Genomic DNA, 23,645 nt, shown 5'->3' on the forward strand with positions numbered 1-23,645 from the left:
CCAAGGGCTGAAGAGTCTTTATCAACGATATGAATCTCTGCGTCAGACTTAATGGAACCGCCGTATACCGAACGGTACGTACGGTGGTGTGAGAGGACGAGGGTTAGTCACCCTCTCCTACTCGATTTTGTCCGCAACGGTTGCTTTTATACAGTTTTCGTTGCCGATGGCTCCCGTTTGCGCCAGGCAAGGAAAAGGAATGCAACAAGCGACAGCGCCATGGCGATCATAAACGGCGCCTTTGCGGAAACGGCATGACCGATGACGCCAGATAGCACTGGAGCGATGGCCGACCCCATCCAGCGAACGAAGTTGTACATGCCGGAAGTGACGCCGCGTTCATACGGCGATGTTTCCATCACATAGCCTGTAAACAAGGCGTTGTTTAAGCCGGATACAAGGCCCGACAAAATGATAAGGACGATCATGAACCATGTTTGTTCAGCGACCGCTAAAAGCAGCAATAAAACGGCAAACAGCAATAAGCTGTAAGGCAATATTTGTTTCGATTCGTATTTTGCTTCAAGCCGGTGGGCCAACGCTGCCGATCCGTAGGCGAGGCAAAGCCCCCAGCCGAAAAAGACAAGACCGATTTGAATCGCCGATAACTTCATGACCAGAGGCGAATAGGCCAAAACAACGAAAAAGCCGTAATAATAAAGCATCCCGCCGATCGCCCCTTTTAAAAACGGCGGAAAGGCGAGCAGATGACGCATTTCCTGCCATCCGACTGCTTTTTTCGGTTTTCCTTTGTTTGGATCATACACAAAAAATGCGACAAGCAAAAAGGCGATAAAAATGAGTACGCTTGTGCCGATAAACGGGTAGCGCCATGAATGTTGGCCCAGCAGTCCACCGATGAGCGGACCGCCGGCCATGCCGAGGCCGATCGCCGCCTCATACAAGCCGACAGCGGTGCTTGCCTGCGGTGTCAAAGCGATTAACAGTGTCATAGCCGTTGCAAAAAAGGTGGCATTGCCAAGCCCCCAACCGGCGCGGAAGATCGACAGTTGTGGAATGTCGGCGGCGAAACCGCACAATAATGAGAAAATCGTGACAAGGCCAAGTCCGATCACCATCATTTGTTTATCACCAACGCGGCTGACGACAAGGCCAACGGGAATCATCATGACCGCCATCGTAAAAATATAGGCGGTAAACAACATTTCCACTTGCCAGTGGGTCGCGCCGATGCTTTCGGCGATGACCGGCAAAATCGGATCGACGACCCCGATGCCCATAAACGCCAAAAAGGCGGCGGCAACGGTAATCCAGCGCGCCCGTGTTTGTTTTCTTTCCTCCACTATTCCTCTCTCCTCTCTTTTAGGATGGCGTCTATTCGCTCCGCCATTTGGTTCAGTTCTTGTTTAAGTGCTGTCATCTTCTTCATTTTGTCATCAAGCATGGCGATTTGTTGGTGCAGACCGGCGGCCATTTGTTCGAGTTCACGCCGCTGCTCGCTGCTGGCGGCGGCTTGGCGATATTCCGCTCGATGCGTCTCAATTTTTTCTTTCAACGTTAAAAAGTGATGCAGCTCCTGCAGCGAAAAACCGAGCACTTCACGGGCAGCGATAATGTTTTTCAGTTGTTCAATGTCGTCCGCTGTATACAGGCGCGTTCCTTTTTCGCTCCGCGCTGGCGGTTTGATCAGCCCAATTTCTTCATAATAGCGGATCGTCCGTTTCGTTAAACCGGTCGCTTTGGCGACGTCGTCAATTTTGAATCGCTCCATCAAGGCCCCTCGCTTTACTGTGATCGTGATACATCGTTTCTCATACAATTATAACATTAACGTTAACGTTATATTTTGTCAATGCTCCATTGTCATAAAGAGGAAAAAAGAGATCAATGCCATGCTTTTTGAGATGCAACGAAAGTATACGGCTAAAAGGAAAGAGGATATCCCCGCTCTCCTTGGTAGGGATATCCTCTGATCCGGTTATGAAGATTTTTCCGTTTCGTTCCTCCTTAGCACTTCTTTGACTGCTGCTTCAATTTCTTGATAGCTTGTGCAGCGGCAAATATTGGACTCCAGCCATTCTTGAATCGTCGCTTGATCCGCGCCCGGATGCCGCTCGATGAGTGCGTGGGCGTTCATAATGAATCCAGGAGTGCAATAGCCGCACTGAAAGGCGAAGTGGCGGACGAAGGCGTGCTGAATGGGGGCATCATCAAGCCCTTCGATCGTGGTGATTTCTTTGCCGACTGTCTCAATCGCGAGCATCATGCACGATTTGATTGGCGTGCCGTCGACTAAGACGGTGCAGGCGCCGCAGTCGCCGTTCAAACAGCCTGGCTTGGCCCCGGTCAGCCCCAGCCCATCGCGCAAAACAAACAGCAGCGTTTCGGCTTGGCGAGTGACGATCGATCTTCGTTCTCCATTAACGTGCAGCACAAGCTCCCGCTTTGTCGTTTCCTCCATGTCCGCATGCTCACCTCCTGTTTAGACGGTTTCTCCGTCTCCGAGCTCACGAAGCATATCTTCAAGCAGCTGGGCGGCCACGAACAGCCGGTAGTCTGCTGAGCCTTCAATATCGTGCAAAATCGGGCGCGGGAAGGCGTCAACCGCTGCTTGGATTCGTTCACCAACTGGGCGGTTCCGGTCGTTGAGGTGCGCCTCAACGTCAGCCGAGCGAAACGGAAACGGGCAGATGCCGCTTAGGGCAACGCGAACCGTCCCGTCTTTTTTCAGCGCTGCAATCGTCACAAGCGGGTAACCGACTTCCCCTTGCTTGCGGCGCTTGCGGTGGAAATGGGGCAGGGTGGCGGTGGCACGGTCAACCTTGAACTGGACGACAAATTCACCGCGGCCAAGCTGCAGCTGTTGATGAAACAAGTCAAGGAAGCGGCATTGCCTGATGCCGTATGGTCCGGCGATGATGACATCCGCCTCGGCGACGAATAGCGGCAGTGCGGTCTCACGGTAAAAAATTTGTCCGCAGATGTTGCCGCCGAGCGTAATTTGGTTGCGCGCTGTCCGGTCGGCGACTTCTCGCGCCGCTTTTGTCAATAACGGGAACGGATTTGCTTCTTCGAGCTCGCCGAGGGAGAGCGCCGCTCCGAGCACGAGAGAACCATTGTCGACATCAAGCGACCGACATTCAGGGATCGATTTTATGTCAATGACGGCCGCGGTGCGGACAAGGTTCAACCGAGACAACGTGATGATTTCCGTGCCGCCGCTGTAGTAGAGCGGTCGTTTTCCATCCCGCTCGAGCGCCGCAAACAGCGCTGTCGCTTCGGCGATCGACTGCGGCCGGTAGTAGGCAAAGTCAAACGGAACCATAGGAGTCCCCTTTCTGTGTCCGCCAAATGAGTTCAGGCACAAGCGGCAGTTCATTGAGCGGCACGCCGGCAGCGAGAGACAAGGCGTTTGCCAAGGCGGCGGGCATGCCGATCAAGCCATGTTCGCCGATGCCGCGAGCGCCGTATGGGGCATCGATTTGCGGCGTTTCGACAAACTCAACGATGTACTCTGGATGTTCGCCGAAGCGAATCGGCCGGTATGTGCGCAACTGTGGGTTTAACACGCGCTGTTCGTTGTCAAAAAGAAACCCTTCGCGGCTGGCAAAGCTTAGCCCCATGCTCATCGCCCCCATCGCTTGGCCAAGCGCTGCCTTTGGGTTGAGCACTTTGCCGGCATCAATGACCGCATACGCTTTGACAATGCGATACGTGTAGTCGCGGCGGTTGAACTCAATTTCCACTCCCTCGGCGCATACGCCCCATTCCGGTCCCGGTTTGCCGGCGCCGGTCTCCGGGTCAAGCGGGGTCAAGTGGCGCAAAATGTAGTGGCCGCGCCCGATCACTTGCCCGCCGATGGCGTTGCCGTTCGGAAACTTGTAGCCATAGGCGATGTCTTTGATCGGAAGAAAGATGGCCGGGTCATCGCGCAAAAAGACGCGCCCGAATCCGACTTCCAAATCGTCCGGCGAGGCCCGCAAGACGCAGGCGGCGATGTCTTTTAACTGACGGATGGCGTCGTCGGCAGCGGCAAGCGCCGCACGTCCGGCCATAAACGTCCCGCGGCTGGCGACTGTTTTCCAATGTTCCGGCGTCGTTTGCGTATCAATATCCATTTTGACATGGACACAATCGACGTCCATCTTCAGCCGTTCAGCAACGATTTGCGCGAGCACCGTTTTCGTTCCGGTTCCGATTTCGACGACGCCGGAGATGACGTTGACGCTGCCGTCGGAGTTGAACGTTAAGATGACGCCCGAGCTAGCATCTGTGTCGATCGTCGATGTTTTCCAGCCGCTGCTGATTCCCTTTGCTCTTACCGTATAAGCGTCCACTTCGACGCGCTGCCACTCGTCCCAGCGCATCAGCTCGCGCAACCGGTCGAGGCAGGCTGATATGTTGCCGACGTTGCTTTTTGTGAGCCGCACTTGCGTCGGGGTCGTATGCCCCGGGCGGATGGCATTTTTGCGCCGCACCTCCCATGGGTCAAGTTGAAGCGTTCGTGCCAATTCATCGATGGCCCGCTCGACGGCAAATGCCTGTTCGCAATGGCCAAAACTGCGAAACGGCGTCGCGTACGGGCGATTCGTATAGACGCACAATGAATCACAAAAGACGTTTTCGACATGGTACGGGCCGGTGCAATCGACGGCTGCGGCGCGGCTGACATCGATCGCCTTGTCGGAATAAGCCCCGCCGTCAAATAGAAACAAGATTTCCATGGCCTTGAGCAAGCCCTCTTTTGTCGCGCCGATTTTGACGGTTGCCTCCAAACCGATATGGACGGGCGAAGTGACCATGTCATGCTCGCGGCTGTTCCAGACGCTCACTTTTCGGCCGCCGACCGCTTTGGAGGCAAGGTAGGCAAGCAACTCAAGCTGGACGGGCGCTTTTCCTCCGTAGGCGCCGCCGACAAGCGGCGTATGGACGATGACTTTGCCGGTTTCTTCGCCAAAATACGTATGAAGCAACTTCTTGATCATAAACGGTGACTGTGAGGAGGCGGAAATATGGATCGTGCCGTCCGGCCAAATTTCTGCCGTGGCGCAGCGTGTTTCCATCGCGATATGATCGGAAGGGGCGAACGATACGCTTGTTTCGACGATGACGTCGCTTTCAGCAAACCCTTGTTCAATGTTGCCTTTTCGGATTTTCGTCCGGTGGGCGACGTTTGTCCCTGGCTCAGGATGAGTCGTTTTGTTTTTTTCATAGCGGTCGAGATGTTCATGCAATAATGGAGCGCCTTCTTTCAACGCCTCGCGCGGCGAGCCGACGGCTGGAAGCGGTTCGTAAACGACGCGGACGAGGCGGGCCGCTTGTTCGGCTTGCGCGAGCGTATCGGCTACGACGACGGCGACGACTTCGCCATAGTAGCGCACTTTGTCGACGGCGATCGGCGGACGATCGCGCATGTCTTCACCGGTGAGCGGAAGCCCTTCGCCGGTCAGGACGGCACGGACGCCGGGGGCGGCGAGCGCTTGGCGTTTTTCGACGGCGACGATGCGCGCATGGGCGTATGGACTAGTGACGAGTACAGCATGCAACATGCCTGGTTCTTTAAAATCGTTCGTATACTTCGCTCGACCGGTCACCTTATCCCACGCTTCTTTGCGGATGATGCTTTTACCGACAGCCACGGGGGCGTCCCTCCTTTTCTTCTCGATCCATGACGGCACGCTTATAATCGTCTATCGTGTCAATGTCGATGCCGATCGTCTCATCGCCTTCATACAAGAGACCGCGCCAACGCGGATGGTGAAACAGTGTGCGCCCCCCGGCATCGCCCCTTAGAGCAAGCAAGGCAGGGAACGTTTGTTTCCCAAAAATGACTGGGGGCATCGGCGTGCCGAAGCGGGTGAAGGCGACGTAATCAGGACGGTGGCGGCGGTAAAGGTCGGTAAGCGCATTGATTACGTCCGCAGTGACAAATGGTTGGTCCGCCAACAATACGACAGCGGCGTCCGCCCCGCTAGCGAGCGATTCCCGCAAGCCGCAGGCAAGCGAATGCGCCTGCCCACGGCAATGGTCAGCGCAACGGGTGAAGCGGCAGTTTTCATGATTCCGAAGCTCGTCTGGAAGCCACGCGAGCGCATCGTCCGGAGGAACGACGACGATGACGGGCGAAAGGCGGGAACGAAGCGCCGCTTTCAGGCCGGCGGTGCCAAGCGTCCCATCCCCCCATGGCAGGGCGCGTTTATCGGCCCCCATCCGCCGGCTTTGTCCGGCCGCTAAATAAATGGCGGCGATCGTGATGTCCTTCATTGGGCAGCCTCCGCTCCATGCCTGCGCAACACGCTGATCAGCTCGGCGGTGATGCTGATGGCGATTTCATGTGGGCTGCGCGCGCCGATGGACAGCCCAACCGGCGAACGGACAAACGGCGGGGCGGAGCCGGAAGGAAAGAGGCGGTCGGTGCGCCGCCGCGGGCCGAGCACGCCAAGGTAGGCGAGCGGTTTGTCAGCCAGCAGCGAGACGAGTTCGCGGTCGCGTTCAAATTGGTGGGTCATCACGATGACAAAATCGCGTTCATTCAAATGGAGCATTGGCACCGTTTCATGCGGAAAGCCAACCACCCATTCATCAGCGTCGGACACATGGGATGGATGGCAAAACGCTGGACGCCAATCGCTTACGGTGACGGAGAACCCGGCGGCTTTGGCGGCTGAGACGAGCGGCGGGGCGTCCGGACCGGCGCCGAATACGACAAGGCGCGGTTTTGGCCAAAAGTGCTGAACGTAAAATGTTTCCCCGTCCACTTCGTACAAACCGCTTCGCCCTTGATAAAACGGCGTTTTGTGAAGCCATTCGCGCCATTCCCGATGCGGCGTCCGACGGCAACCGCCGAATTGTTCGCCTGTTTCGCTTTGGAAAAACGGCCGCTCGTCTGGATACATGATGCTTCGGACCATCAGTACATGTTCGCCGCGGTCAAGGCAACGCTTGAGCGCCAGCCAATCGAGTTTTGCGTCGCTTGTGACCGGCTCGAGCCAAATGTGGACGAGGCCGTTGCAACCAGCACCCTGCCCCCACGACCAATCATCCTCAGTCCGCAAGTCAAACGAAACAGCGGCTGCCTGGCGGTTCGCCAATACCTCACGCGCGTAAGCTGCCGCTGCTTCTTCCAGGCAGCCGCCGCTCAGCAGCCCGACTGTTTCTCCGTTGGCGCCAATCCACATGCACGTCCCTTCTTTTTGGTAGGCTGAGCCTTCCACACTGATGATGATGGCTAACACACCGTCGCCCGGCGCGGCGGCGATCGCCTCGAGCACAGCATGGTAACTCTCCATGGCTCATCCTCCTTTCGCATTGCGCCAAAGGCGGCTGAGCTGTTGAAAGCGCGGTGGGACGGACGATCCATAAGATTTCGTAATGGTTGTAAGCGGCGGCAGCGGGTGGGCCATCAGGTCGTCCCCCTTTCGAAAAAGAGCTCTGCTATCATTATATTTCGGCAACAAATGCCCATGACTGAAAAACAAAAGAAGCCAGCCGTCATTGGCTAGCTTCCTTGTTGTTGATCCGTTTTTCCCTTCCCGAGCCGTCCCGCCCGCTTTGCCGCCTCCCGCAGCAAATACTCGATCTGGGCGTTGACGCTGCGAAACTCATCTTGCGCCCATTGCTCTAGTATGGCGTACAGGTCATAATCAATGCGCAAAGGGAATGATTTTTTCTTTGCCATCGCACTCCACAACCATCAGTATAGACTGCCGGTATTGATCACCGGCTGGGCGGCGCGTTCGGAGACGATCGCCACCATCAAGTTGTTCACCATTGCGGCTTTTCGTTCATCATCTAACTCTAAAACGTTTTCTTTGTCAAGCTGTTCGATCGCCATGCGCGCCATCGAGACGGCGCCTTCGACGATCTTTTTCCGGGCGGCCAAAATGGCGGCGGCTTGCTGGCGTTGGAGCATGGCGCCTGCGATTTCCGGCGAGTAGGCCAAATGGGTGAGGCGCGCTTCCATCACGTCGACTCCGGCAATGCGCAGCCGTTCTTGCAATTCTTGGGCAAGCTCATCGGAAATGACATCCGCATTGCCGCGCAGCGTGATCTCGTTGTCGTCTTCAAACGTGTCGTATGGATATTTCGTTGCGACATGGCGGATGGCCGCTTCGCTTTGAATCTCAACAAATTGTTCATAATCATCAACGTCAAACACCGCCTTGGCTGAATCGATGACGCGAAAGACGACGACGGCGGCGATTTCAATTGGATTGCCTTGAACATCGTTCACTTTCAGCTTCTTGCTCGTGAAGTTGCGCACGCGCAGCGATACTTTCTTGCGAACGGTGAGCGGCACGGTGAAAAACAGCCCGCTGTCGCGAATCGTGCCAAAGTAGCGGCCGAAAAAAATGATCACTTTTGCTTGATTCGGCTGAACGATCGTGATGCCAGTCGCCAAGAAGGCGGCAAGGGCGAAGCAGAAAACGGCCAATAAGAGCTGCGCTTGAATGAGGCTGACAAAACCAGCCAGAACGAAAAGGGCGACGCATCCGATGCCGATAAATCCATCTATGCGCCATGCTTTTTGTTCTCTCATACCTATCCCCCTAATAGTGTCGATTTGATATTTATATGATATCATATAATCAAAAAATGGAAACAGGGATTGATCATGTTAAGACGAGAAGAGGGATTCGCCCATAGCTCGCCACGAGGCAGATGTTTCTAACTATTTTCCATCCAGAAGCATAAAGGGCGATCGTTCAGCCTGTTACTGTTTTAATGAACTAAAAAATGGAAATTCATCATTGACATCGCATTCATTGTCATCATACAATAGAAAAAAAGACCAATAGGTGTGTAGAAGCCATGGAACCAAGACAAGCGCGCATCGGCCGGCTGGCGCTTTTGCTGGCGATGCTTGACGAAGGAGAGGAAGAAGCGGCCCTCGGCCAGCTCGAGGCGCTCGCTTGGCGCTATTGTCAAGGGCGGGTCGGGGCGATGGAACCGCAAAAAATCGTCGCGGCAATTGAGACGGCGGCGAAACGGCATGGAGTGGTTGACGGTGGCTTGTACCGTGAGATGCACGCCTTATACCATGCGATTTTAGAGGCAGTGCATGGCGTGACGAGAGGGCAGGTAGAGCTAGGAGATTTGTTGAGAACCGCTGGCCTTCGTTTCGCCGTGGTGCGCGGTATGCCATATGAACAGCCGAACGAAGGGGAATGGATCGCCGTTGCGTTGTACGGGACGATCGGCGCTCCGGTGCGCGGGCTCGAGCACGAGGCGGCCGGGCTCGGAATCAATCATATATAAGACGGTAAGTGCCTAGAGCAATAAGTCATGAGGAGGCGAACGCTGCCATATGGCAGGGCGCCTCCTTTTTTGTTTGCCCAGGCGTTCGATTGAGAAACCAAACGAAGGGAGATGGAATGATGATCGTATTGACCGGGCATACATTGACGATCGATGAGGTAAGACGTGTTGTCTATGAACGGGAGCGGGTGGCGGCCGATGAGGAAAGCATGAGGGCTGTCGAGAAAAGCCGCGCGGCAGTGGAACAAGCGATCTCCAATGGACGGACGATCTATGGCGTGAATACGGGTTTTGGCAAACTCGCCGATGTGCGCATTGAAGGAAGCGACCTTGAACAGCTGCAAATCAATCTTCTTCGCTCGCACGCTTGTGCCGTCGGCGAGCCATTTGCCGAAGATGTCGTGAGGGCGATGCTTCTTTTGCGGGCGAATGCGTTGTTGAAAGGGTATTCCGGCGTGCGTCCGGCGGTCATTGAGCAGTTGCTCGCATTTTTGAACACCGGCATCCATCCGATCGTGCCGCAGCAAGGTTCCCTCGGCGCCAGCGGCGATTTAGCGCCGCTCGCCCATTTGGCGCTGGCGTTTGCCGGCGAGGGAGAGGCGATGTACCAAGGGCGGCGGATGCCTGCCGCCCAAGCGCTTTCACAAGCGGGGATTTCACCGCTTTCCCTTCAGGAAAAAGAAGGGCTGGCGCTTATTAACGGCACGCAGGTGATGACGGCCGTCGGAGCCCTTGCTTACTTAGAGGCGGAACAACTGGCGTATGACAGTGAATGGATCGCGGCGCTGACGATTGAGGCGCTTTATGGCATTGTGGACGCGTTTGACGCACGCATCCACGCAGCCCGCGGGTTTCAGGAGCAGGTGGAGGTGGCGGAACGGCTGCGCCGCTATTTAGCTGGCAGCCAACTCACAACAAGGCAAGGGGAGCGGCGCGTGCAAGATGCGTACTCCATCCGCTGCCTCCCGCAAGTGCACGGAGCGTCGCTTAGGGCGCTTCGTTATGTGAAGGAAACGCTTGAAATCGAAATGAACGCTGCTACGGACAATCCGCTTATTTTTGCGGACGGGACGGCGCTCTCTGGCGGCAACTTTCATGGCCAACCCGTTGCGATCGCCATGGATTTGTTGAAAATCGCGGTGGCGGAGCTGGCCAACATCAGCGAACGCCGCATCGAACGGCTTGTCAATCCGCAGCTTAGCGAAGGCTTGCCGCCATTTTTAAGCCCACAGCCCGGCTTGCAGTCTGGGGCAATGATTATGCAATATGTCGCCGCTTCGCTCGTGTCGGAAAACAAGACGCTCGCTCACCCAGCCAGCGTCGATTCGATTCCGTCTTCAGCGAACCAAGAGGATCACGTCAGCATGGGAACGACCGCCGCCCGCCATGCGTACATGATCGTGCAAAACGCAAGAAAAGTGCTGGCGATTGAGCTCATTTGCGCTTTGCAGGCTGTCGAAGCGCGCGGCATCGAGCGAATGGCCCCGTCAACGAGGCAGTTTTACCATAAGGCGCGCCGCATTGTTTCCTCCATTACAGCTGACCGCGTCTTTTCTGATGACATTGAAGCGGTGGCGGCGTGGTTGAGCGAAAGGGCAAACCATCACTTTCTCCGCGATGAAGCGAAAGCTTAGAAGTCTAGTGAGAAAGAGCCAGGAAGTTGTGGGGTTGCAAGGTTTTTTAACTTGAGAAATACTGTTGGAGGACAGCATTTCCCCTTGAATCACCAGCTTTTTCAAGAAGGGCAAAGCATAGTGGGCGTAGAGGCGTGAGAGCGTTCAAGGATAGGTGTTTGAAAAAATGGTAGTTATATAGACCTTTTCCGCTAGAGATAGGGAAGCAGTCATCAGTGAAGATGGTTTGCTTCCCTAACTTTTTCTACGGAGTTCGGACGATGCAGTGAGCCTTCCCCATAATTGGTTAGGACGAGAGCATTGACAGTCTATTCCATTGTTGTCCCCCAGTCGAATTTGCAGTATGATGAAGAAGAGAGACAAAGGGGAAAGGGTGGGTATATCATTGACAATTTCTGCCGCGGCGCTGTTGGCGTTATGGAAGATTATTGCGATTGATATCATTTTGTCTGGGGATAATGCGGTCGTCATTGCGATGGCGACGCGGCGGCTGCCGAAAGACCAGCGAAACAAAGCGATTTTTTGGGGAACAGCGGGGGCGGTGTTGCTGCGCATCTTGTTTGCAGCCATCATTGTCTTTTTACTGAACATCCCGTTCGTTCACTTCGTTGGCGGATTGCTGCTTGTATGGATCGCCTATAAAGTGCTTGTCGAACGGGAAGAGGAAGCGAACGTACAATCATCAGACCGGTTGTTGAAGGCGATTGCGACGATTATCATTGCCGATGCAGTGATGAGCCTTGATAACGTTGTTGCTGTGGCCGGGGCGGCCGAAGGGCATCTTGGCATGCTGGCGCTCGGGGTAGCCATCAGCATTCCGATTATGATTTTCGGCTCCAAAGCGATCGTCCGGGTGATGGAACAACATCGATGGATCGCGTACGTTGGCTCCGGCATTTTGGCGTGGACGGCCGGAAAGATGATGGCGGGGGATGAAGGGGTGCTGCATTGGTTTCACCTTTCTTATGGCCCGTTCGTCTACGCGGTTGCCGCCGGCGTGGCGATTTTGGTCGTGTCAGCTGGCTATATCACGAATAAAAAGGCCGAGCGTGAAGAAGGGACGTTGATTTGAGCGGTTGGGGGTGGTGTGATGCCATGAACATCCAACGCATTCTCGTGACGGGAAGGCTTTATGCCGAGCTTGCCGCCCTTCTCCCGAACAAGCGGCCGGATAAAGAGTTTCGCTTTGTGGCGGAAGAAGAATTGACGGCCAATGATTTCGCCTGGGCGGATGCGTACGTCGGCTTTCGTCCGGCCGGGCCGTTTTCGCTCGCCAATTTGCGCTGGGTGCATTCGCTCGGCGCGGGCGTTGACGCGTTTTTGTGGAAGCGGGAATGGAAGAAGAACGTGTTGCTGACGCGGACGATCGGGTCATTTGGCGAGCAGATCGCCGAATATTGCCTCAGCTACTTATTGCGCGACGCCCAATGTCATGACGTGTATGCATGGTATCAAGAACAGCGGCAGTGGAAGCCGCTCGCTCCGAAACGGCTTGGTGAACAGCGGATTGTCATTTATGGGACGGGTGAGATCGGCCGGCGCATCGCGGAAACGCTTCGTCTGTTCGGCGTTTCGCCGATCGGCGTATCGCGAAGCGGCCGAGACACGCCGCCGTTTTCGGCTGTTTGCCGCCATGAAGAGGCGGGGGAAGCGCTTGCTTGCGCTGATTGGGTGATCGCTGCGCTTCCGCTGACAGAGGAAACGCATCATCTCTTTGACGAGACGTTTTTTGCCTGTTTGCACAACGCGGGCTTTATCAATGTTGGGCGTGGGGCGACGGTTGATGAGACGGCGCTTATCGGCGCCTTGGAAAACCGAAATGTCCGCCTGGCGGTGCTCGATGTGTTCGAAGAAGAGCCGCTGCCGCCGCACTCGCCGCTTTGGGTTCATCCGAATGTCATCATTACCCCTCATATCGCGGCGCTGACATCAGTTGACGCCGCCGCCCATAGCGTTTTAGACACGCTCCGTTGCATCGAAACCGGCGAACCGCTTGCCAATGCGGTCGATGTGAGCCGGCAATATTGAAGGAAAAAGATGTCTCCAAAACACAATGGGACGCCTCTTTTCTATGGCATCATTGTGAAAGGAAGAAGGAATGTTAGAAATCCTGTTGAAATTTACAGAAAAAGCCGTCTGAAAGCCCACGGTTTCAATCGTGGGATGAAAGACGGCATTGCTCGGCAATCCCTTAAGAGGATGGCTTCGAGCCACCATTTTTCTCTTTAGGTGTGGAATCTTAAAAGAAAAGGGGGCGAAGCCATGCCCACGATCACACTCAGGCTGGGGAGGCACAACCCAGCGAAGAGTGTCGTCTGGTTCGATAGAGCGGGCCAACTGCTTCGCTTGGACGGCGATGTCGTTCGGATAGAGAATGCGGTTCGTTTTGAGCATGGCGATGACGTGAAATCCTTTTTTATATAGATGCAACGAAAGCGTTTAACATATCCTTAACGGAAAAGCGGCTTGTCTATTTTTGACTGTCGAAGGCAAGCCTGTAGCTTGCCTTCGTCACGCCTTAGCGTGACGGAAGACCGAACAACGACCCGCTTCACAGACCCATACATGGGTCTGGAAGCGGCGTTGTTCGGTCACCCGACAGTCGATCCAATGACCGGTAAAAGCTATAAATGTTAAAGCTTTAAATTGCATCTATATAGACAAGCTTTCACGAGCGCCTGCGATGGATACTACGAGTCCATCAGCACATAAACGGGACGGCGTACATCCCATTTTGTTTCGATGTCAATTTATGTTGGCGAATTTGCTCATCTACAGTTAATTAGTGAGAAAAAGACAGTAATCACGAACATGGATCGGTTAATGGTTTTTTGAAACAGCACTTGGGTTGCGGCGATTATACGGGGTGTGCAACAACATTTGTTTAATCGCTTGATCAGGTTCGATTTCTTTGAATCATTTCGAAAAAAGAAATGTAGATGATGTTTTATGAAAAAAGGGGTGTTGCAACAGCAACAAGAAAAAGGCATGACTAATCCAAATCATTATAAGGTAGGTGGCATTTTACTTTTATGAAACTTAGATTTTCTGAAAAAAGTGGAATATTCATGAAGGTTCTCTTGTTAGTTATTTCATGGTTTATTATTTTATTCAGCTTGATGATTCAAAATTCTGATGCGTTCATTTATTGGTTTAATCCAAGCGTAGTATCAATTAATGATGAAAGGTATTTTTATACTTTAGTTCCTACCTTTCTCAATATCCTACTTTTATTTTTCCAAATTAAGTTTTTGGGGGTTAGAGAGAGAAAAACAACTATCCACAAAATCTTGTTTGTTACGCTTATCATTAATAGTATATTGTTTTTATATTATGTTATTTACCAATTTTTCTGGTAAATCGAAAATTATTGGCGCGTTAACACAACATGTACATGGTAAGCGAGGTGTTTTCTTAATCCGTCAATCATGTATGATTTGCTGATTTTTTTCTATGGGTGCAAGTAAGACATGATCTGAGATAGTCAAGTACAACTTTTGGTGAATAGCCCAATTAAATTATAATTACCAATATATTGAAAGAATCATAAAAGATTATATGGATCGACAATATTCTTCGCTACAAGATTCTAAAGTGAGTAATTTTGATGATATAGTAGCTGATAAATATTTATTAGACATTTTAAAGGAAACAATTCAATACAAAATCGATTTTTATAGTGAAATCAACAAAAAAGTACTAGGCTATAAATTAAGCATATCAAATATTGAGACTAAACTTGAGAATGGGAGAATTGTGGCGCATATCTTATCAAATACAGAGCTTACTTTTCAAAAAGATGAATTTGAACCATATACTTATCTTGAAGAAATAGAACATATCATAGTCATAGAAAATATCAAAGATGCTTGGAAAATCACTAAGGATATCTATGATGAACTTGGCGCTCCCAACGAGTCTGCCATTAATGACCTAAACTATAATAAGAATTTTTATGATATGTTCAAGAAGAACAAAATTCCTGTAAAAGAAAAAGCTAAACTCTCAAAAAAGCTACAAGACTCAATATCTCAATATTCTGTAGATGAAACGCAAAATAGAACAAGTTTAGCGTCGACTCAAATGTTTTATTCGACAGCTATCGAATCGACATCTCTCGACAAAGCTGTTGAGTATGCTAGAAAATGGGCCTTATCCTACAATCCGGAATATAAAAAGTATGATAATGATTGTACAAATTTTGTTTCACAGATCTTATACGCTGCTGGATTCAAAACAGATTCTACATAGAAACCTTATACGAACGCTTGGATACAAGTAGAGGCATTTCATGATTATCTTGTTGACAAAAAAGGTTTCAACAGTTATGAGTATAGTTCAGGAGATGAGGCTGGCAATGCGGCTAATAATGCAACAGTTGGTGATGTAATACAGTTCTATAATATCACAAAACTTCGATATTCTCACACCGTATATGCAACTAAGAGGGTATGGAGATCAGAGCGAGGAACTTATGACATTCTTTATTGTGGACATTCAAGTGCAAGACTTGATTATAGTTTAATTGATGCATTTGAGTCAAGCAGTTATTATACAAGATTAAGAGTGATTAAGATTTATTATGGACCACTTATTGCATAAGACAGGGTAGCGTCAAAAGTTTGATGAAAACTCCACACATGCCATCCCATGGAGCATCGTGAGGCATCCTGGGAGCCGGATTCGCCCTTGACCAACACCCGCCAAAGGTGAGAAAGCGTCGTCAAGGGCGGCGGGGACAAAAAAGAGGGCATAGGAAAGCCGCCCTTGCCCTTGCCGCATTTTCCCCTTGGCGGTGTTCGGTTGGTCAAGGGTTCGCTTCGCCGAATCCGGCAGGAGTTCTGTTCAACGGGCTCCAGCGAACAAAAAAGTCAGGGCGCCTCTTGTTGGAGAAATGCTTGTGCCATGGCGATCCGTTTCGTCCACCGGGTTGGCACAGGCGGAAGATCCGCCAGTTCCGGGATGACGACCGGCACCCGGCCTTCGAGCGCGCTGTGTGGGCGCAGGAAGTTGAAATACGCCACAAACAGTGTGACAAAAAAGGACACCGAGCCTTCTTCCGCCCCAAATCCGTGAGTCGATCAGCAGCTGCCTTGAAACGTCCGATTGAATCGCTCAATGTGGTTTTGAGTGGACGGAACTCCTCGGACACCGGATCCTCGTTGGTCAGCCGATCACTTGGCGGACATCGAACAGGATCCCGTGCTGGGCAAAGAAGTGCTGCACCAGCAGGTAAAGGGGATTGTCGTCGACGACAAACGACAAGTCGTCTAGGATGGCCGGCAGCTATTGGACCGCGTTTGCCTCATTAAAAGCCGGCGAACCGCTTGACAATGCGGTCGATGTGAGCCGGCAATATTGACGAAAAACGGTGCCCTATGATCGAGAATGGGCACCGTTTCGTTTTGGTCAACGGTCGGTGACGACGATATACGCCGCTTTCATCGGCCCGTGGACGCCGACGACCAAGTTCATTTCAATGTCGGCCGAGTTGCTCGGGCCGGTGATGAAGTTGATGCACGACGGGACGAGCCCGCCTTTTTCGATTTGCTCGTGAATGACCGCCGCCGCTTGCGTCATGCGCGGCACGACCGTGCTTTTCGGGACGATGGCGATATATGTTTTCGGCAAAAAGTGAATGGCCCGCCCTTGTTCATTGCGCGAAAACAACACGACTGTCCCTGATTCCGCGAGCGTGATGTCGCTGAAGGCGATGCCGACGTTCGCCTGCTCGGCGGCGTCAATGTTTTGGCGTCCAAGCGCCGGATTCCAAATATGGACGGTCGTTTGTTCCGCGGGCCATTCGTCGCGAAGCAAGGCGGACAGCCCGTACTCGGCAAAGCGCGGGTCATCCGGCACGATGACCGGACCGCCGCCATAGGCGGCCACTTGCCGCCTCAGCGCGCCGGCCAGTTCGGCGCTTGTCGTCTCGATGTAATCGGTATGGATCAATCCGCATTGTTTTTGCAGCACGTTCAGCAAGTCGTCTTGGCTATAGCCAGCCAAGACTTTCCATTGCGGCTGATTGCTCCATTGCGGCCGGGAGACGCCGGACAGGCGGGGAGCTCTCCCGAGGCGATGGGCGATGTGTTCTAAAAACGCGTCACGGTTGTGAATAGCACCACGCGTCATGACGGATTCCCTCCTTTTTGGCGTGTTTGGAACCAGTCACGGAACCGTTCTTTGCTCGGCGCCGGAAATTCGCGGCTTTCCGTCCATGCTTTCAGCGGGCCGGGGCCTTTTGTGATGCGCCCGTCTTCGGCAAACGGGGCGAAGGCGCTTGGTGCCAACTTCGTGCCGAACCGGTACAATGACGGTGAGGCGGTCCCGAGGCGGAACGCTTTCATCGCCAGTTTTTCTGCGACCGGCGCTTTTCCTTCCCGCTCGACGATGATTTGGCGATGCTTGATGAGCAGCTCGTGAAGCGGGATTTTCACCGGGCACGCCTCGGTACAGGCGGCGCACAGCGAGGAGGCGTACGGAAGCTCCTTGTAGTCGTCGTAGCCGCCCAACAGCGGCGACAAGACCGCGCCGATCGGGCCGGAGTAAATGGAACCGTACGAATGGCCGCCGATATGGCGGTAGACCGGGCAGACGTTGACGCAAGCCGCGCAGCGGATGCACTGCAGCACCGGTTGAAACTCCGTGCCTAAAATTGATGAACGCCCGTTGTCGACGATGACGAGATGGAATTCTTCCGGACCGTCGACGTCGCCTTCATCGCGCGGACCGGTGAGAACGGTGATGTAGCTCGTCAATTTTTGTCCGACGGCGCTGCGTGTCAACATGCTGACGAGAACTTCCATCTCCTCAAACGTCGGCACGATCCGCTCCATCCCCATGACGGTAATTTGCGTTTTCGGCAATGCGGTCACCAAATCGGCGTTGCCTTCGTTCGTCACAAGCGTGATCGATCCCGATTCAGCGATGGCGAAATTGCAGCCGGTGATGCCGATGTCAGCCGTCAAATAGTCGCGCCGCAGCATTTCACGGGCGTGGCGCGCAAGCTCAACGGGGTCGGACGATTTCGTATAGCCCAGCTTCCGTTGAAAGACATCGCGGATTTGCTCTTTGTTTTTATGGAGCGCCGGACCGACGATATGCGACGGCGGGTCATGGTCGTCAATCTGCAAAATGTACTCACCGAGGTCGGTTTCGACCACTTGACAGCCGATGGCCTCAAGCACCGGATTTAAGTTGATTTCTTCTGTCACCATTGATTTCGATTTGACGATTTTTTTCGCTTGCTTTTCCAAAGCGACGCGGCGGATGTATTCGTTCGCCTCTTCGGCTGTTTGGGCGAAAAAGACGTGGCCGCCCCGTTTGGCAACGTTTTCACTGAGCTGCATTAAATAAAAGTCCAAGTTTTCGAGCGTATGCTTGCGGATTTGTTCAGCAAGCGACCGCCACTCTTCCCAATGGCCGAGCTCTTCGATGACGCCAAGCCGCCGCACATAGCCGCGGTCTTGCATGCCAGCGACCGCCCCGCGCATAAAGTCGTTGTCCAAGTTCTCTCGGACCCGTTTCCAAAACGGCCCGTTTTCGATTTTCATCGGCATGTTCGCTTCCCTCCTTTAGTTGCGCGCATTCAACACTTCGGCAATATGCATGACGCGGATCGGCTTGCCGAGCCGCGCGATGCGTCCACCGATGTTTAGTAAACAGCCGCAGTCAGCGCCGATTAAATAGTCTGCTTCCGCTTCTTCGATATGCCCGATCTTTTCATCGACCATTTGTTCGGAAATCGGCCCCATTTTGACAGAAAATGTGCCGCCAAATCCGCAGCACTGGTGGGCGTTCGGCAGCGGAACAAGCTCGAGTCCCTTGACATGTTCTAATAGGCGGAGCGGTGCGTCTTTCACGCCAAGGAGCCTTGTCATATGGCAAGACGTATGGTACGTCGCCCGCCCGTGAAGCGAGGCGCCGACATCTTCGACTTTCAGGACGTCAACGAGAAATTGGGTCAGCTCGTACGTTTTCGCTGCGAGCCGTTTCGCCTCCGCTTCCCATTCCGGGTCGCCGTGGAAAATGTGCGGATATTCCTTTAACATCGCCGCGCATGAGCCGGATGGGGTGACGACATAGTCGGCATCGGCGAACGCGCGCATCATCTGTTTCATTGCCTCTTTCGCCTCTTTGACATAACCGCTGTTATACGCCGGCTGTCCGCAGCACGTTTGCGCCTCTGGAAAATCAACCTTGCAACCGAGCCGTTCGAGCAGTTCGACGGTCGCTTTGCCGACCTCCGTATAAAAGAGATCGATGAGGCAGGTGACGAATAACGAGACTTTCATCGGTTCTCCCTCCCGTGTACCGAGCTTAATGAACGGGTCATCTGATGACTATATGTCTATTATAAAATGTTTTTTTCAGATTCGTAGCCCTTTTTTGAAAAAAAGAAAAAACGCACTCAGTCGGGTTGTTGAGTGCGAATGTAGCGGCGCAGCACGTTTTCGACATTGGTCAAATGCTCCAGCATGCGCGTCCGGGCGGCGTCCGGATTTTGGTCGCGAATGGCTTCAAAAATAGCTTGGTGTTCGGCAAGCAGCTTTTCGGTTGTCGTTTGTTTCGAAAACAGCCATATGCGGCGCGTCTCCCGCATCGTTTCGACGATCATGCCGGAAACGCTGTTCATAATGCTTACAAGCATCGGATTTTGCGACGCCGCCGCAATCGCCATATGGAAGGCCAAATCCGCTTTTTCGCCAAGCTCATCGCTGCCGATCCCTTCTTTCATTTGGCGAAGCGCTTCTGTCATCGCATCGAGGTCTCGGTCTGTCCGCTTGGCGGCAGCGAGCGAGGCGGCGCCTGCCTCAAGCAGCTTGCGCACTTCAAGCAAATGCCAAATATCTTCCTTGTTCATCAAGACAGCAATGGATAGCGGAAACGTCATCATCGTCGGGTCAAACTCGCGCACATACGTTCCTTCTCCTTGTTTGAGCTCGATCAGCCCCATCGCTTTCAACGCAGTGAGCGCTTCGCGAATGGCGGCCCGTCCGACTTGAAACTGTTCGGCCAGCTGCTGAACGGAATCGAGTTTATCACCAGGTTTTAGCTCTCCGTTTTTAATCATATCAAAAATGGCTTCGGCCACTTCTTCGTAAATTTTTTTTGTTTTAATCCGTTTAAACGCCAATGGATCCACCTCAAATACGATTAAAGTAGCTTTCCGGTTGTGAAGAAGGAAATCTCCTGCACTGTCTATTATGATACAGCATCATGGATCGAGACAAGCGCTTTTTGTTGCTTGCGGCCGAGGGCGTCAGCGGTTTGGGGAAGCCAACGTGATTCCATCGCGCATGGCGAAGTGTGAAAGGGACGGGATGGGTCGTAGTCAACATCGTCAAGAAACTTCGACCGTACCGACAAGCAGGATGGTCATCCCGTTCTCTGTCAACATCGGCGTGGGGAAACACAATGGATGGAAAGTTCAAAAAAATACAAAAACAACTATTGTCTTTTGCTGAAAACGCTTTTATAATTTGAGACAGACGGCGTTCTTATCCGGTCATCTGATGACTGGAGGAGACGATCAAGGGGACGGATGACCGTTCGTGAACGCCGCCAAGTCGGGCACAAAGGGGAGGAGAAAACCGCATGTGGAAGCAAGATTTTACACCAATCGCCGACCAGCTTTGGTTATCGGCGATTGTCGCACTCATTCCGATTTTATATTTCTTTTGGGCGTTGGCCGTCAAGCGGATGAAAGGGCATGTTGCGGGGCTGACGACGTTGCTGCTTGCTGTTGTGTTGGCTGTAATCGCTTACAGAATGCCGGCTGGAAAAGCGGTTATGTCAGTGACGCAAGGCGCGGTGTACGGATTGTTGCCGATCGGCTGGATCATCATCACCTCTGTCTTTTTATACAAGCTGACGGTGAAAACAGGCCACTTTGACATTATCCGCAATTCGGTTGTCTCGCTCACCGAAGACCGCCGGCTGCAAGCGTTGCTGATTGCCTTTTCGTTTGGCGCCTTTTTGGAAGGGGCAGCTGGGTTTGGCGCGCCAGTGGCGATTTCAGCGGCGCTTCTTGCGGGGTTGGGGTTCAACCCGCTGTATGCCGCGGGCATTTGCTTGATCGCCAACACAGCGCCAGTGGCATTCGGGGCGGTCGGGATTCCAATCATTTCGATGGAAGGACCGACTGGCGTGCCGGCGATGGAAATCTCAAAAATGGTTGGGCGGCAGTTGCCGTTTTTATCAGTGTTCATCCCGTTCTATCTCGTGCTCATTATGGCCGGGTGGAAAAAGACGATGGAAGTGTTGCCGGCCATTATCGTTTCCGGTGTTTCGTTTGCGCTGACGCAATATTTCACCTCGAACTTTTTAGGACCGGAGCTGCCGGACATTTTGTCCTCGCTCGTTTCGATCGTCGCGTTGGCTGTCTTTTTGAAATATTGGAAGCCGAAAAGCACATTCCGCTTTGCAACGGAGTCGGAAGTGGCGGCCGCTGGGCAAGTTGCTCGCGCGACGCAACGCGGCGGGGAAGTATTCCGCGCTTGGTCGCCGTTTCTCGTGCTGACGGCTTTGATCTCGCTGTGGGGCATCCCGCAAGTGAAGGCGGCGCTCACCGGCCATTATGAAGGGACAAACGGCTTGTTGAAGTTGGTCAACGCTATCGGCGTCCACTTGACGTTTATGCCGCCTGTGCCGGGGCTCAACAACCAAATTTTGAACCCAAGTGGCCAGCCGATCGCTGCGGTGTATAAGCTTGAGCTGCTCGGCGCGGCTGGGACGGCGATTTTGCTGGCGGCGGTCGTCACAAAGTTCATCATCGGCATCTCGTGGAAAGAGTGGGCGCGTACGTTTGTGGAAACGCTTAACGAATTGAAATTCCCGATCATCACGATCGCTTCGGTTGTCGGCTTTGCCTATATCGCCAACTCGTCAGGCATGAGCACGACGCTTGGAATGGCGTTGGCCAAAACAGGCCCGTTGTTCCCGTTCTTCTCGCCGATTTTAGGATGGCTCGGCGTGTTTATCACCGGTTCCGACACGTCGTCGAACTTGTTGTTCGGCAACCTGCAAAAAGTGACGGCGACATCGATTGGCATGGATCCGGTGCTGGCGTTGGCGGCCAACTCATCAGGCGGCGTCGTCGGGAAAATGATTTCGCCGCAATCGATCGCTGTCGCCTGTGCGGCCGTCGGTTTGACCGGCAAAGAATCCGACTTGTTCCGCTTCACGATCAAACATAGCGTGTTCTTAATCATCTTGATTGGCGTTCTCGTTTACTTGCAATCGACGGTATTGTCGTGGATGATTCCATAACGGCCACAAAGGGGGACGAGTATTGTCGATTTGTTGATCGAAGCGGTCGAAGGAGCACAGGCGGCAAAGGAGGAAGAGCGAATTCGGAAAACGTCATAACGCGGCAGTCTGGCGTTTTTGCCGAATGTCGGTTGTTTGAAGCAAAAAAGAAGGTGTCCCGAAAGCAGCGGGACACCTTTTCCATTATGACTTGTTTGGGGAAAACGACTGTTTGGATGTTGCATTAGTCTTTTAAGGTGGCGCGGCGATGCCGATTCGAGGCGTGCCAAATGTCCAGCGGGCGCCCAGCAGAGGCTAAAGTGCTGCGCTGAGCTGTTTCGGCATTGCCCGCAGCGCTTTCCCAGTTCCGATCGCAACGGCTTCAGACGGATTGGGAGCGACATGCACCGGTACGTGCAGCTCGGCGCCAAGCCATTGCTCAATGCCGTGAAGCAAGGCGCCTCCACCGGTGAGCACCACGCCGTGGTCAATGATGTCCCCGCTCAATTCCGCCGGGCATTCTTCAAGAACGGCGCGAATGGCTTCGGCAATTTGCAGAAGCGATTCTTTCAGGGCATGCTGCACTTCGGCGGGATCAAGAGAAATGGCTTTAAGAAATCCGGTGACCACATCGCGGCCATGAATCGTCATTCCTTGTGTCAAAGACGTCCCGGGAGTGCTGCCGATTTCGATTTTCACTTGTTCAGCGGTTTGTTCGCCGATTAGCAAATTGTAGCGCTGGCGAACATATTGAATGATATCTTCATCGAGCCGATTGCCGCCGATGCGGAGCGAGCGGCAGGCGACGACGCCGCCCAACGAGATGATCGCCGCTTCCGTTTTGCCGGCTCCAAGATGAACGACGACGTTGGCGACCGGCTCGCTGACCGGCAAGTCTGCGCCGATGGCGGCAGCGACCGGCTCTTCAATAAAATGGATGTGCTTCGCCCCGCAATGTTGGGCGATTTCATAAAACGAGCGGCGTTCGACCGAGGTGGCGTGAAACGGAACGCTCATCACGACGCTCGGCTTTTTGAAGGCGAGGCCGAGCGGGTTACCGACTTGCTTGAATACTTGCTGCAACAGCATTTTGGCGCGCTCAAAATCGGCAATAACGCCGTTTTGCAGCGGGTAGGTGACTTCGATGTGGGCTGGGGCTTTGCCGATCATCTGCTTTGCTTGTTGGCCGATCGCCATCAGCTTGCCTGTATGGCGGTTGTAGGCGACCGCAGCCGGTTCGTCAAACACAATCCCTTTTGTTTGGCTGAACAGCCGAACGTTCATTGTGCCTAAATCGATGCCTAGCTCTGAAGAAGCGAACAACGGAAACACCTCCTTTGGCCGAAGCGAAGGAACGAACAACCAATCGCCATCTATACTATTCGGCAGAGATCGGTCATTTATGTCTGCTAGGATCATTCGCCGTGCATAAAAATTTTTTGATCTCATGTATAAAAAACGAAAAGGGAGGAAATGAATAATAGCGTAACGTTTTCCAAGTATTCCCCCGATCCCCTATGAAATATAGCATTGGGCTCTCCG

At 53.2% G+C, this 23,645-nt stretch carries 19 protein-coding genes and 2 pseudogenes; 6 read left to right on the forward strand and 15 right to left on the reverse strand.

The features are described from left to right. Positions 1-146 precede the first annotated feature (146 nt). From ACVBDQ_RS06915 to ACVBDQ_RS06955, 9 genes are all read right to left on the reverse strand, one after another. Complete coding sequence (locus ACVBDQ_RS06915) at positions 147-1,304, reverse strand: MFS transporter (RefSeq protein WP_307895519.1); 1,158 nt, start codon at positions 1,302-1,304, stop codon at positions 147-149. Next, positions 1,304-1,732 carry a MerR family transcriptional regulator gene (locus ACVBDQ_RS06920; RefSeq protein ID WP_042381034.1) on the reverse strand — a complete coding sequence of 143 codons (429 nt, stop codon included), beginning with the start codon at positions 1,730-1,732 and terminating at the stop codon, positions 1,304-1,306. Before ACVBDQ_RS06920 ends, ACVBDQ_RS06915 begins: the two co-directional genes overlap by 1 nt. A gap of 207 nt (positions 1,733-1,939) precedes the next feature. After that, positions 1,940-2,422, reverse strand: coding sequence for a (2Fe-2S)-binding protein (locus tag ACVBDQ_RS06925; RefSeq protein WP_042381036.1), 483 nt, complete (start codon positions 2,420-2,422; stop codon positions 1,940-1,942). A 21-nt stretch (positions 2,423-2,443) separates the two neighbouring features. Beyond that, positions 2,444-3,286 carry an FAD binding domain-containing protein gene (locus ACVBDQ_RS06930; RefSeq protein WP_021321353.1) on the reverse strand — a complete coding sequence of 281 codons (843 nt, stop codon included), beginning with the start codon at positions 3,284-3,286 and terminating at the stop codon, positions 2,444-2,446. Beyond that, positions 3,273-5,600 carry a xanthine dehydrogenase family protein molybdopterin-binding subunit gene (locus ACVBDQ_RS06935; RefSeq protein ID WP_042381038.1) on the reverse strand — a complete coding sequence of 776 codons (2,328 nt, stop codon included), beginning with the start codon at positions 5,598-5,600 and terminating at the stop codon, positions 3,273-3,275. The genes ACVBDQ_RS06930 and ACVBDQ_RS06935 overlap by 14 nt, the downstream gene beginning before the upstream one ends. Then, the gene (gene pucB / locus ACVBDQ_RS06940; RefSeq protein ID WP_446663120.1) at positions 5,587-6,225 is read right to left on the reverse strand and encodes a xanthine dehydrogenase accessory protein PucB; all 639 of its coding nucleotides are present in this window, start codon (positions 6,223-6,225) and stop codon (positions 5,587-5,589) included. Before pucB ends, ACVBDQ_RS06935 begins: the two co-directional genes overlap by 14 nt. Continuing rightward, positions 6,222-7,250, reverse strand: a complete 1,029-nt coding sequence (locus tag ACVBDQ_RS06945; RefSeq protein WP_011229885.1) for an XdhC family protein — start codon at positions 7,248-7,250, stop codon at positions 6,222-6,224. Before ACVBDQ_RS06945 ends, pucB begins: the two co-directional genes overlap by 4 nt. A 209-nt stretch (positions 7,251-7,459) precedes the next feature. Then, complete coding sequence (locus ACVBDQ_RS06950) at positions 7,460-7,639, reverse strand: hypothetical protein (protein WP_011229886.1); 180 nt, start codon at positions 7,637-7,639, stop codon at positions 7,460-7,462. A gap of 15 nt (positions 7,640-7,654) precedes the next feature. Next, positions 7,655-8,500, reverse strand: a complete 846-nt coding sequence (locus tag ACVBDQ_RS06955) for an SPFH domain-containing protein (protein ID WP_011229887.1) — start codon at positions 8,498-8,500, stop codon at positions 7,655-7,657. Positions 8,501-8,772: 272 nt separating this feature from the next. Here ACVBDQ_RS06955 and hutP point away from each other — a divergent pair, with 272 nt between their 5' ends. The 5 genes and pseudogenes from hutP to ACVBDQ_RS06980 all read left to right on the forward strand — a co-directional run bounded on the left by hutP (position 8,773) and on the right by ACVBDQ_RS06980 (position 15,455). Next, complete coding sequence (gene hutP / locus ACVBDQ_RS06960; protein ID WP_011229888.1) at positions 8,773-9,219, forward strand: hut operon transcriptional regulator HutP; 447 nt, start codon at positions 8,773-8,775, stop codon at positions 9,217-9,219. A gap of 119 nt (positions 9,220-9,338) precedes the next feature. Continuing rightward, the gene (gene hutH, locus ACVBDQ_RS06965) at positions 9,339-10,853 is read left to right on the forward strand and encodes a histidine ammonia-lyase (protein ID WP_011229889.1); all 1,515 of its coding nucleotides are present in this window, start codon (positions 9,339-9,341) and stop codon (positions 10,851-10,853) included. A gap of 343 nt (positions 10,854-11,196) precedes the next feature. Continuing rightward, positions 11,197-11,925 (forward strand): TerC family protein, encoded by a 729-nt coding sequence (locus ACVBDQ_RS06970; RefSeq protein ID WP_174435186.1) that lies wholly within the window; start codon positions 11,197-11,199, stop codon positions 11,923-11,925. A 23-nt stretch (positions 11,926-11,948) separates the two neighbouring features. Then, positions 11,949-12,881: a D-2-hydroxyacid dehydrogenase gene (locus ACVBDQ_RS06975; protein ID WP_041467798.1), complete on the forward strand. Its 933-nt coding sequence runs from the start codon at positions 11,949-11,951 to the stop codon at positions 12,879-12,881. 1,530 nt (positions 12,882-14,411) lie between these two features. After that, a pseudogene (locus ACVBDQ_RS06980) lies at positions 14,412-15,455 on the forward strand (amidase domain-containing protein). 269 nt (positions 15,456-15,724) lie between these two features. Here ACVBDQ_RS06980 and ACVBDQ_RS06985 read toward each other — a convergent pair. The 5 genes and pseudogenes from ACVBDQ_RS06985 to ACVBDQ_RS07005 form a co-directional block, all read right to left on the reverse strand. Then, positions 15,725-16,130, reverse strand: a pseudogene (locus ACVBDQ_RS06985) (DDE-type integrase/transposase/recombinase); the annotation flags it as partial. A 132-nt stretch (positions 16,131-16,262) separates the two neighbouring features. Beyond that, entirely contained in the window at positions 16,263-16,985 is a 723-nt protein-coding gene (locus ACVBDQ_RS06990) for a LutC/YkgG family protein (protein WP_011229897.1), read from the reverse strand. Beyond that, the gene (locus ACVBDQ_RS06995; RefSeq protein WP_011229898.1) at positions 16,982-18,412 is read right to left on the reverse strand and encodes a LutB/LldF family L-lactate oxidation iron-sulfur protein; all 1,431 of its coding nucleotides are present in this window, start codon (positions 18,410-18,412) and stop codon (positions 16,982-16,984) included. The genes ACVBDQ_RS06990 and ACVBDQ_RS06995 overlap by 4 nt, the downstream gene beginning before the upstream one ends. A 15-nt stretch (positions 18,413-18,427) precedes the next feature. Further along, positions 18,428-19,147 carry a (Fe-S)-binding protein gene (locus ACVBDQ_RS07000; protein ID WP_011229899.1) on the reverse strand — a complete coding sequence of 240 codons (720 nt, stop codon included), beginning with the start codon at positions 19,145-19,147 and terminating at the stop codon, positions 18,428-18,430. Between the two features lie 116 nt (positions 19,148-19,263). Next, positions 19,264-19,989, reverse strand: a complete 726-nt coding sequence (locus ACVBDQ_RS07005) for a FadR/GntR family transcriptional regulator (RefSeq protein ID WP_011229900.1) — start codon at positions 19,987-19,989, stop codon at positions 19,264-19,266. A gap of 461 nt (positions 19,990-20,450) precedes the next feature. On the opposite strand from ACVBDQ_RS07005, the gene ACVBDQ_RS07010 reads away from it, so the two are divergent. Further along, positions 20,451-22,124 carry an L-lactate permease gene (locus ACVBDQ_RS07010; protein WP_011229902.1) on the forward strand — a complete coding sequence of 558 codons (1,674 nt, stop codon included), beginning with the start codon at positions 20,451-20,453 and terminating at the stop codon, positions 22,122-22,124. A 294-nt stretch (positions 22,125-22,418) separates the two neighbouring features. On the opposite strand, the gene mreBH is transcribed toward ACVBDQ_RS07010, so the two are convergent. Beyond that, positions 22,419-23,426, reverse strand: a complete 1,008-nt coding sequence (gene mreBH, locus ACVBDQ_RS07015; RefSeq protein WP_011229903.1) for a rod-share determining protein MreBH — start codon at positions 23,424-23,426, stop codon at positions 22,419-22,421. Between the last annotated feature and the right edge of the window lie 219 nt (positions 23,427-23,645).

The sequence above is a fragment of the Geobacillus sp. CCR genome (assembly GCF_052906625.1).

What these genes read in the sequence shown, in the direction of transcription:
- ACVBDQ_RS06920 (WP_042381034.1), bottom strand. Translation starts at nt 1,732, where the DNA reads ATGGAGCGATTCAAAATTGACGACGTCGCCAAAGCGACCGGTTTAACG.
- ACVBDQ_RS06925 (WP_042381036.1), bottom strand. Translation starts at nt 2,422, where the DNA reads ATGGAGGAAACGACAAAGCGGGAGCTTGTGCTGCACGTTAATGGAGAA.
- ACVBDQ_RS06930 (WP_021321353.1), bottom strand. Translation starts at nt 3,286, where the DNA reads ATGGTTCCGTTTGACTTTGCCTACTACCGGCCGCAGTCGATCGCCGAA.
- pucB (WP_446663120.1), bottom strand. Translation starts at nt 6,225, where the DNA reads ATGAAGGACATCACGATCGCCGCCATTTATTTAGCGGCCGGACAAAGC.
- ACVBDQ_RS06945 (WP_011229885.1), bottom strand. Translation starts at nt 7,250, where the DNA reads ATGGAGAGTTACCATGCTGTGCTCGAGGCGATCGCCGCCGCGCCGGGC.
- ACVBDQ_RS06950 (WP_011229886.1), bottom strand. Translation starts at nt 7,639, where the DNA reads ATGGCAAAGAAAAAATCATTCCCTTTGCGCATTGATTATGACCTGTAC.
- ACVBDQ_RS06955 (WP_011229887.1), bottom strand. Translation starts at nt 8,500, where the DNA reads ATGAGAGAACAAAAAGCATGGCGCATAGATGGATTTATCGGCATCGGA.
- hutP (WP_011229888.1), top strand. Translation starts at nt 8,773, where the DNA reads ATGGAACCAAGACAAGCGCGCATCGGCCGGCTGGCGCTTTTGCTGGCG.
- hutH (WP_011229889.1), top strand. Translation starts at nt 9,339, where the DNA reads ATGATCGTATTGACCGGGCATACATTGACGATCGATGAGGTAAGACGT.
- ACVBDQ_RS06970 (WP_174435186.1), top strand. Translation starts at nt 11,197, where the DNA reads ATGATGAAGAAGAGAGACAAAGGGGAAAGGGTGGGTATATCATTGACA.
- ACVBDQ_RS06975 (WP_041467798.1), top strand. Translation starts at nt 11,949, where the DNA reads ATGAACATCCAACGCATTCTCGTGACGGGAAGGCTTTATGCCGAGCTT.
- ACVBDQ_RS06990 (WP_011229897.1), bottom strand. Translation starts at nt 16,985, where the DNA reads ATGACGCGTGGTGCTATTCACAACCGTGACGCGTTTTTAGAACACATC.
- ACVBDQ_RS06995 (WP_011229898.1), bottom strand. Translation starts at nt 18,412, where the DNA reads ATGCCGATGAAAATCGAAAACGGGCCGTTTTGGAAACGGGTCCGAGAG.
- ACVBDQ_RS07000 (WP_011229899.1), bottom strand. Translation starts at nt 19,147, where the DNA reads ATGAAAGTCTCGTTATTCGTCACCTGCCTCATCGATCTCTTTTATACG.
- ACVBDQ_RS07010 (WP_011229902.1), top strand. Translation starts at nt 20,451, where the DNA reads ATGTGGAAGCAAGATTTTACACCAATCGCCGACCAGCTTTGGTTATCG.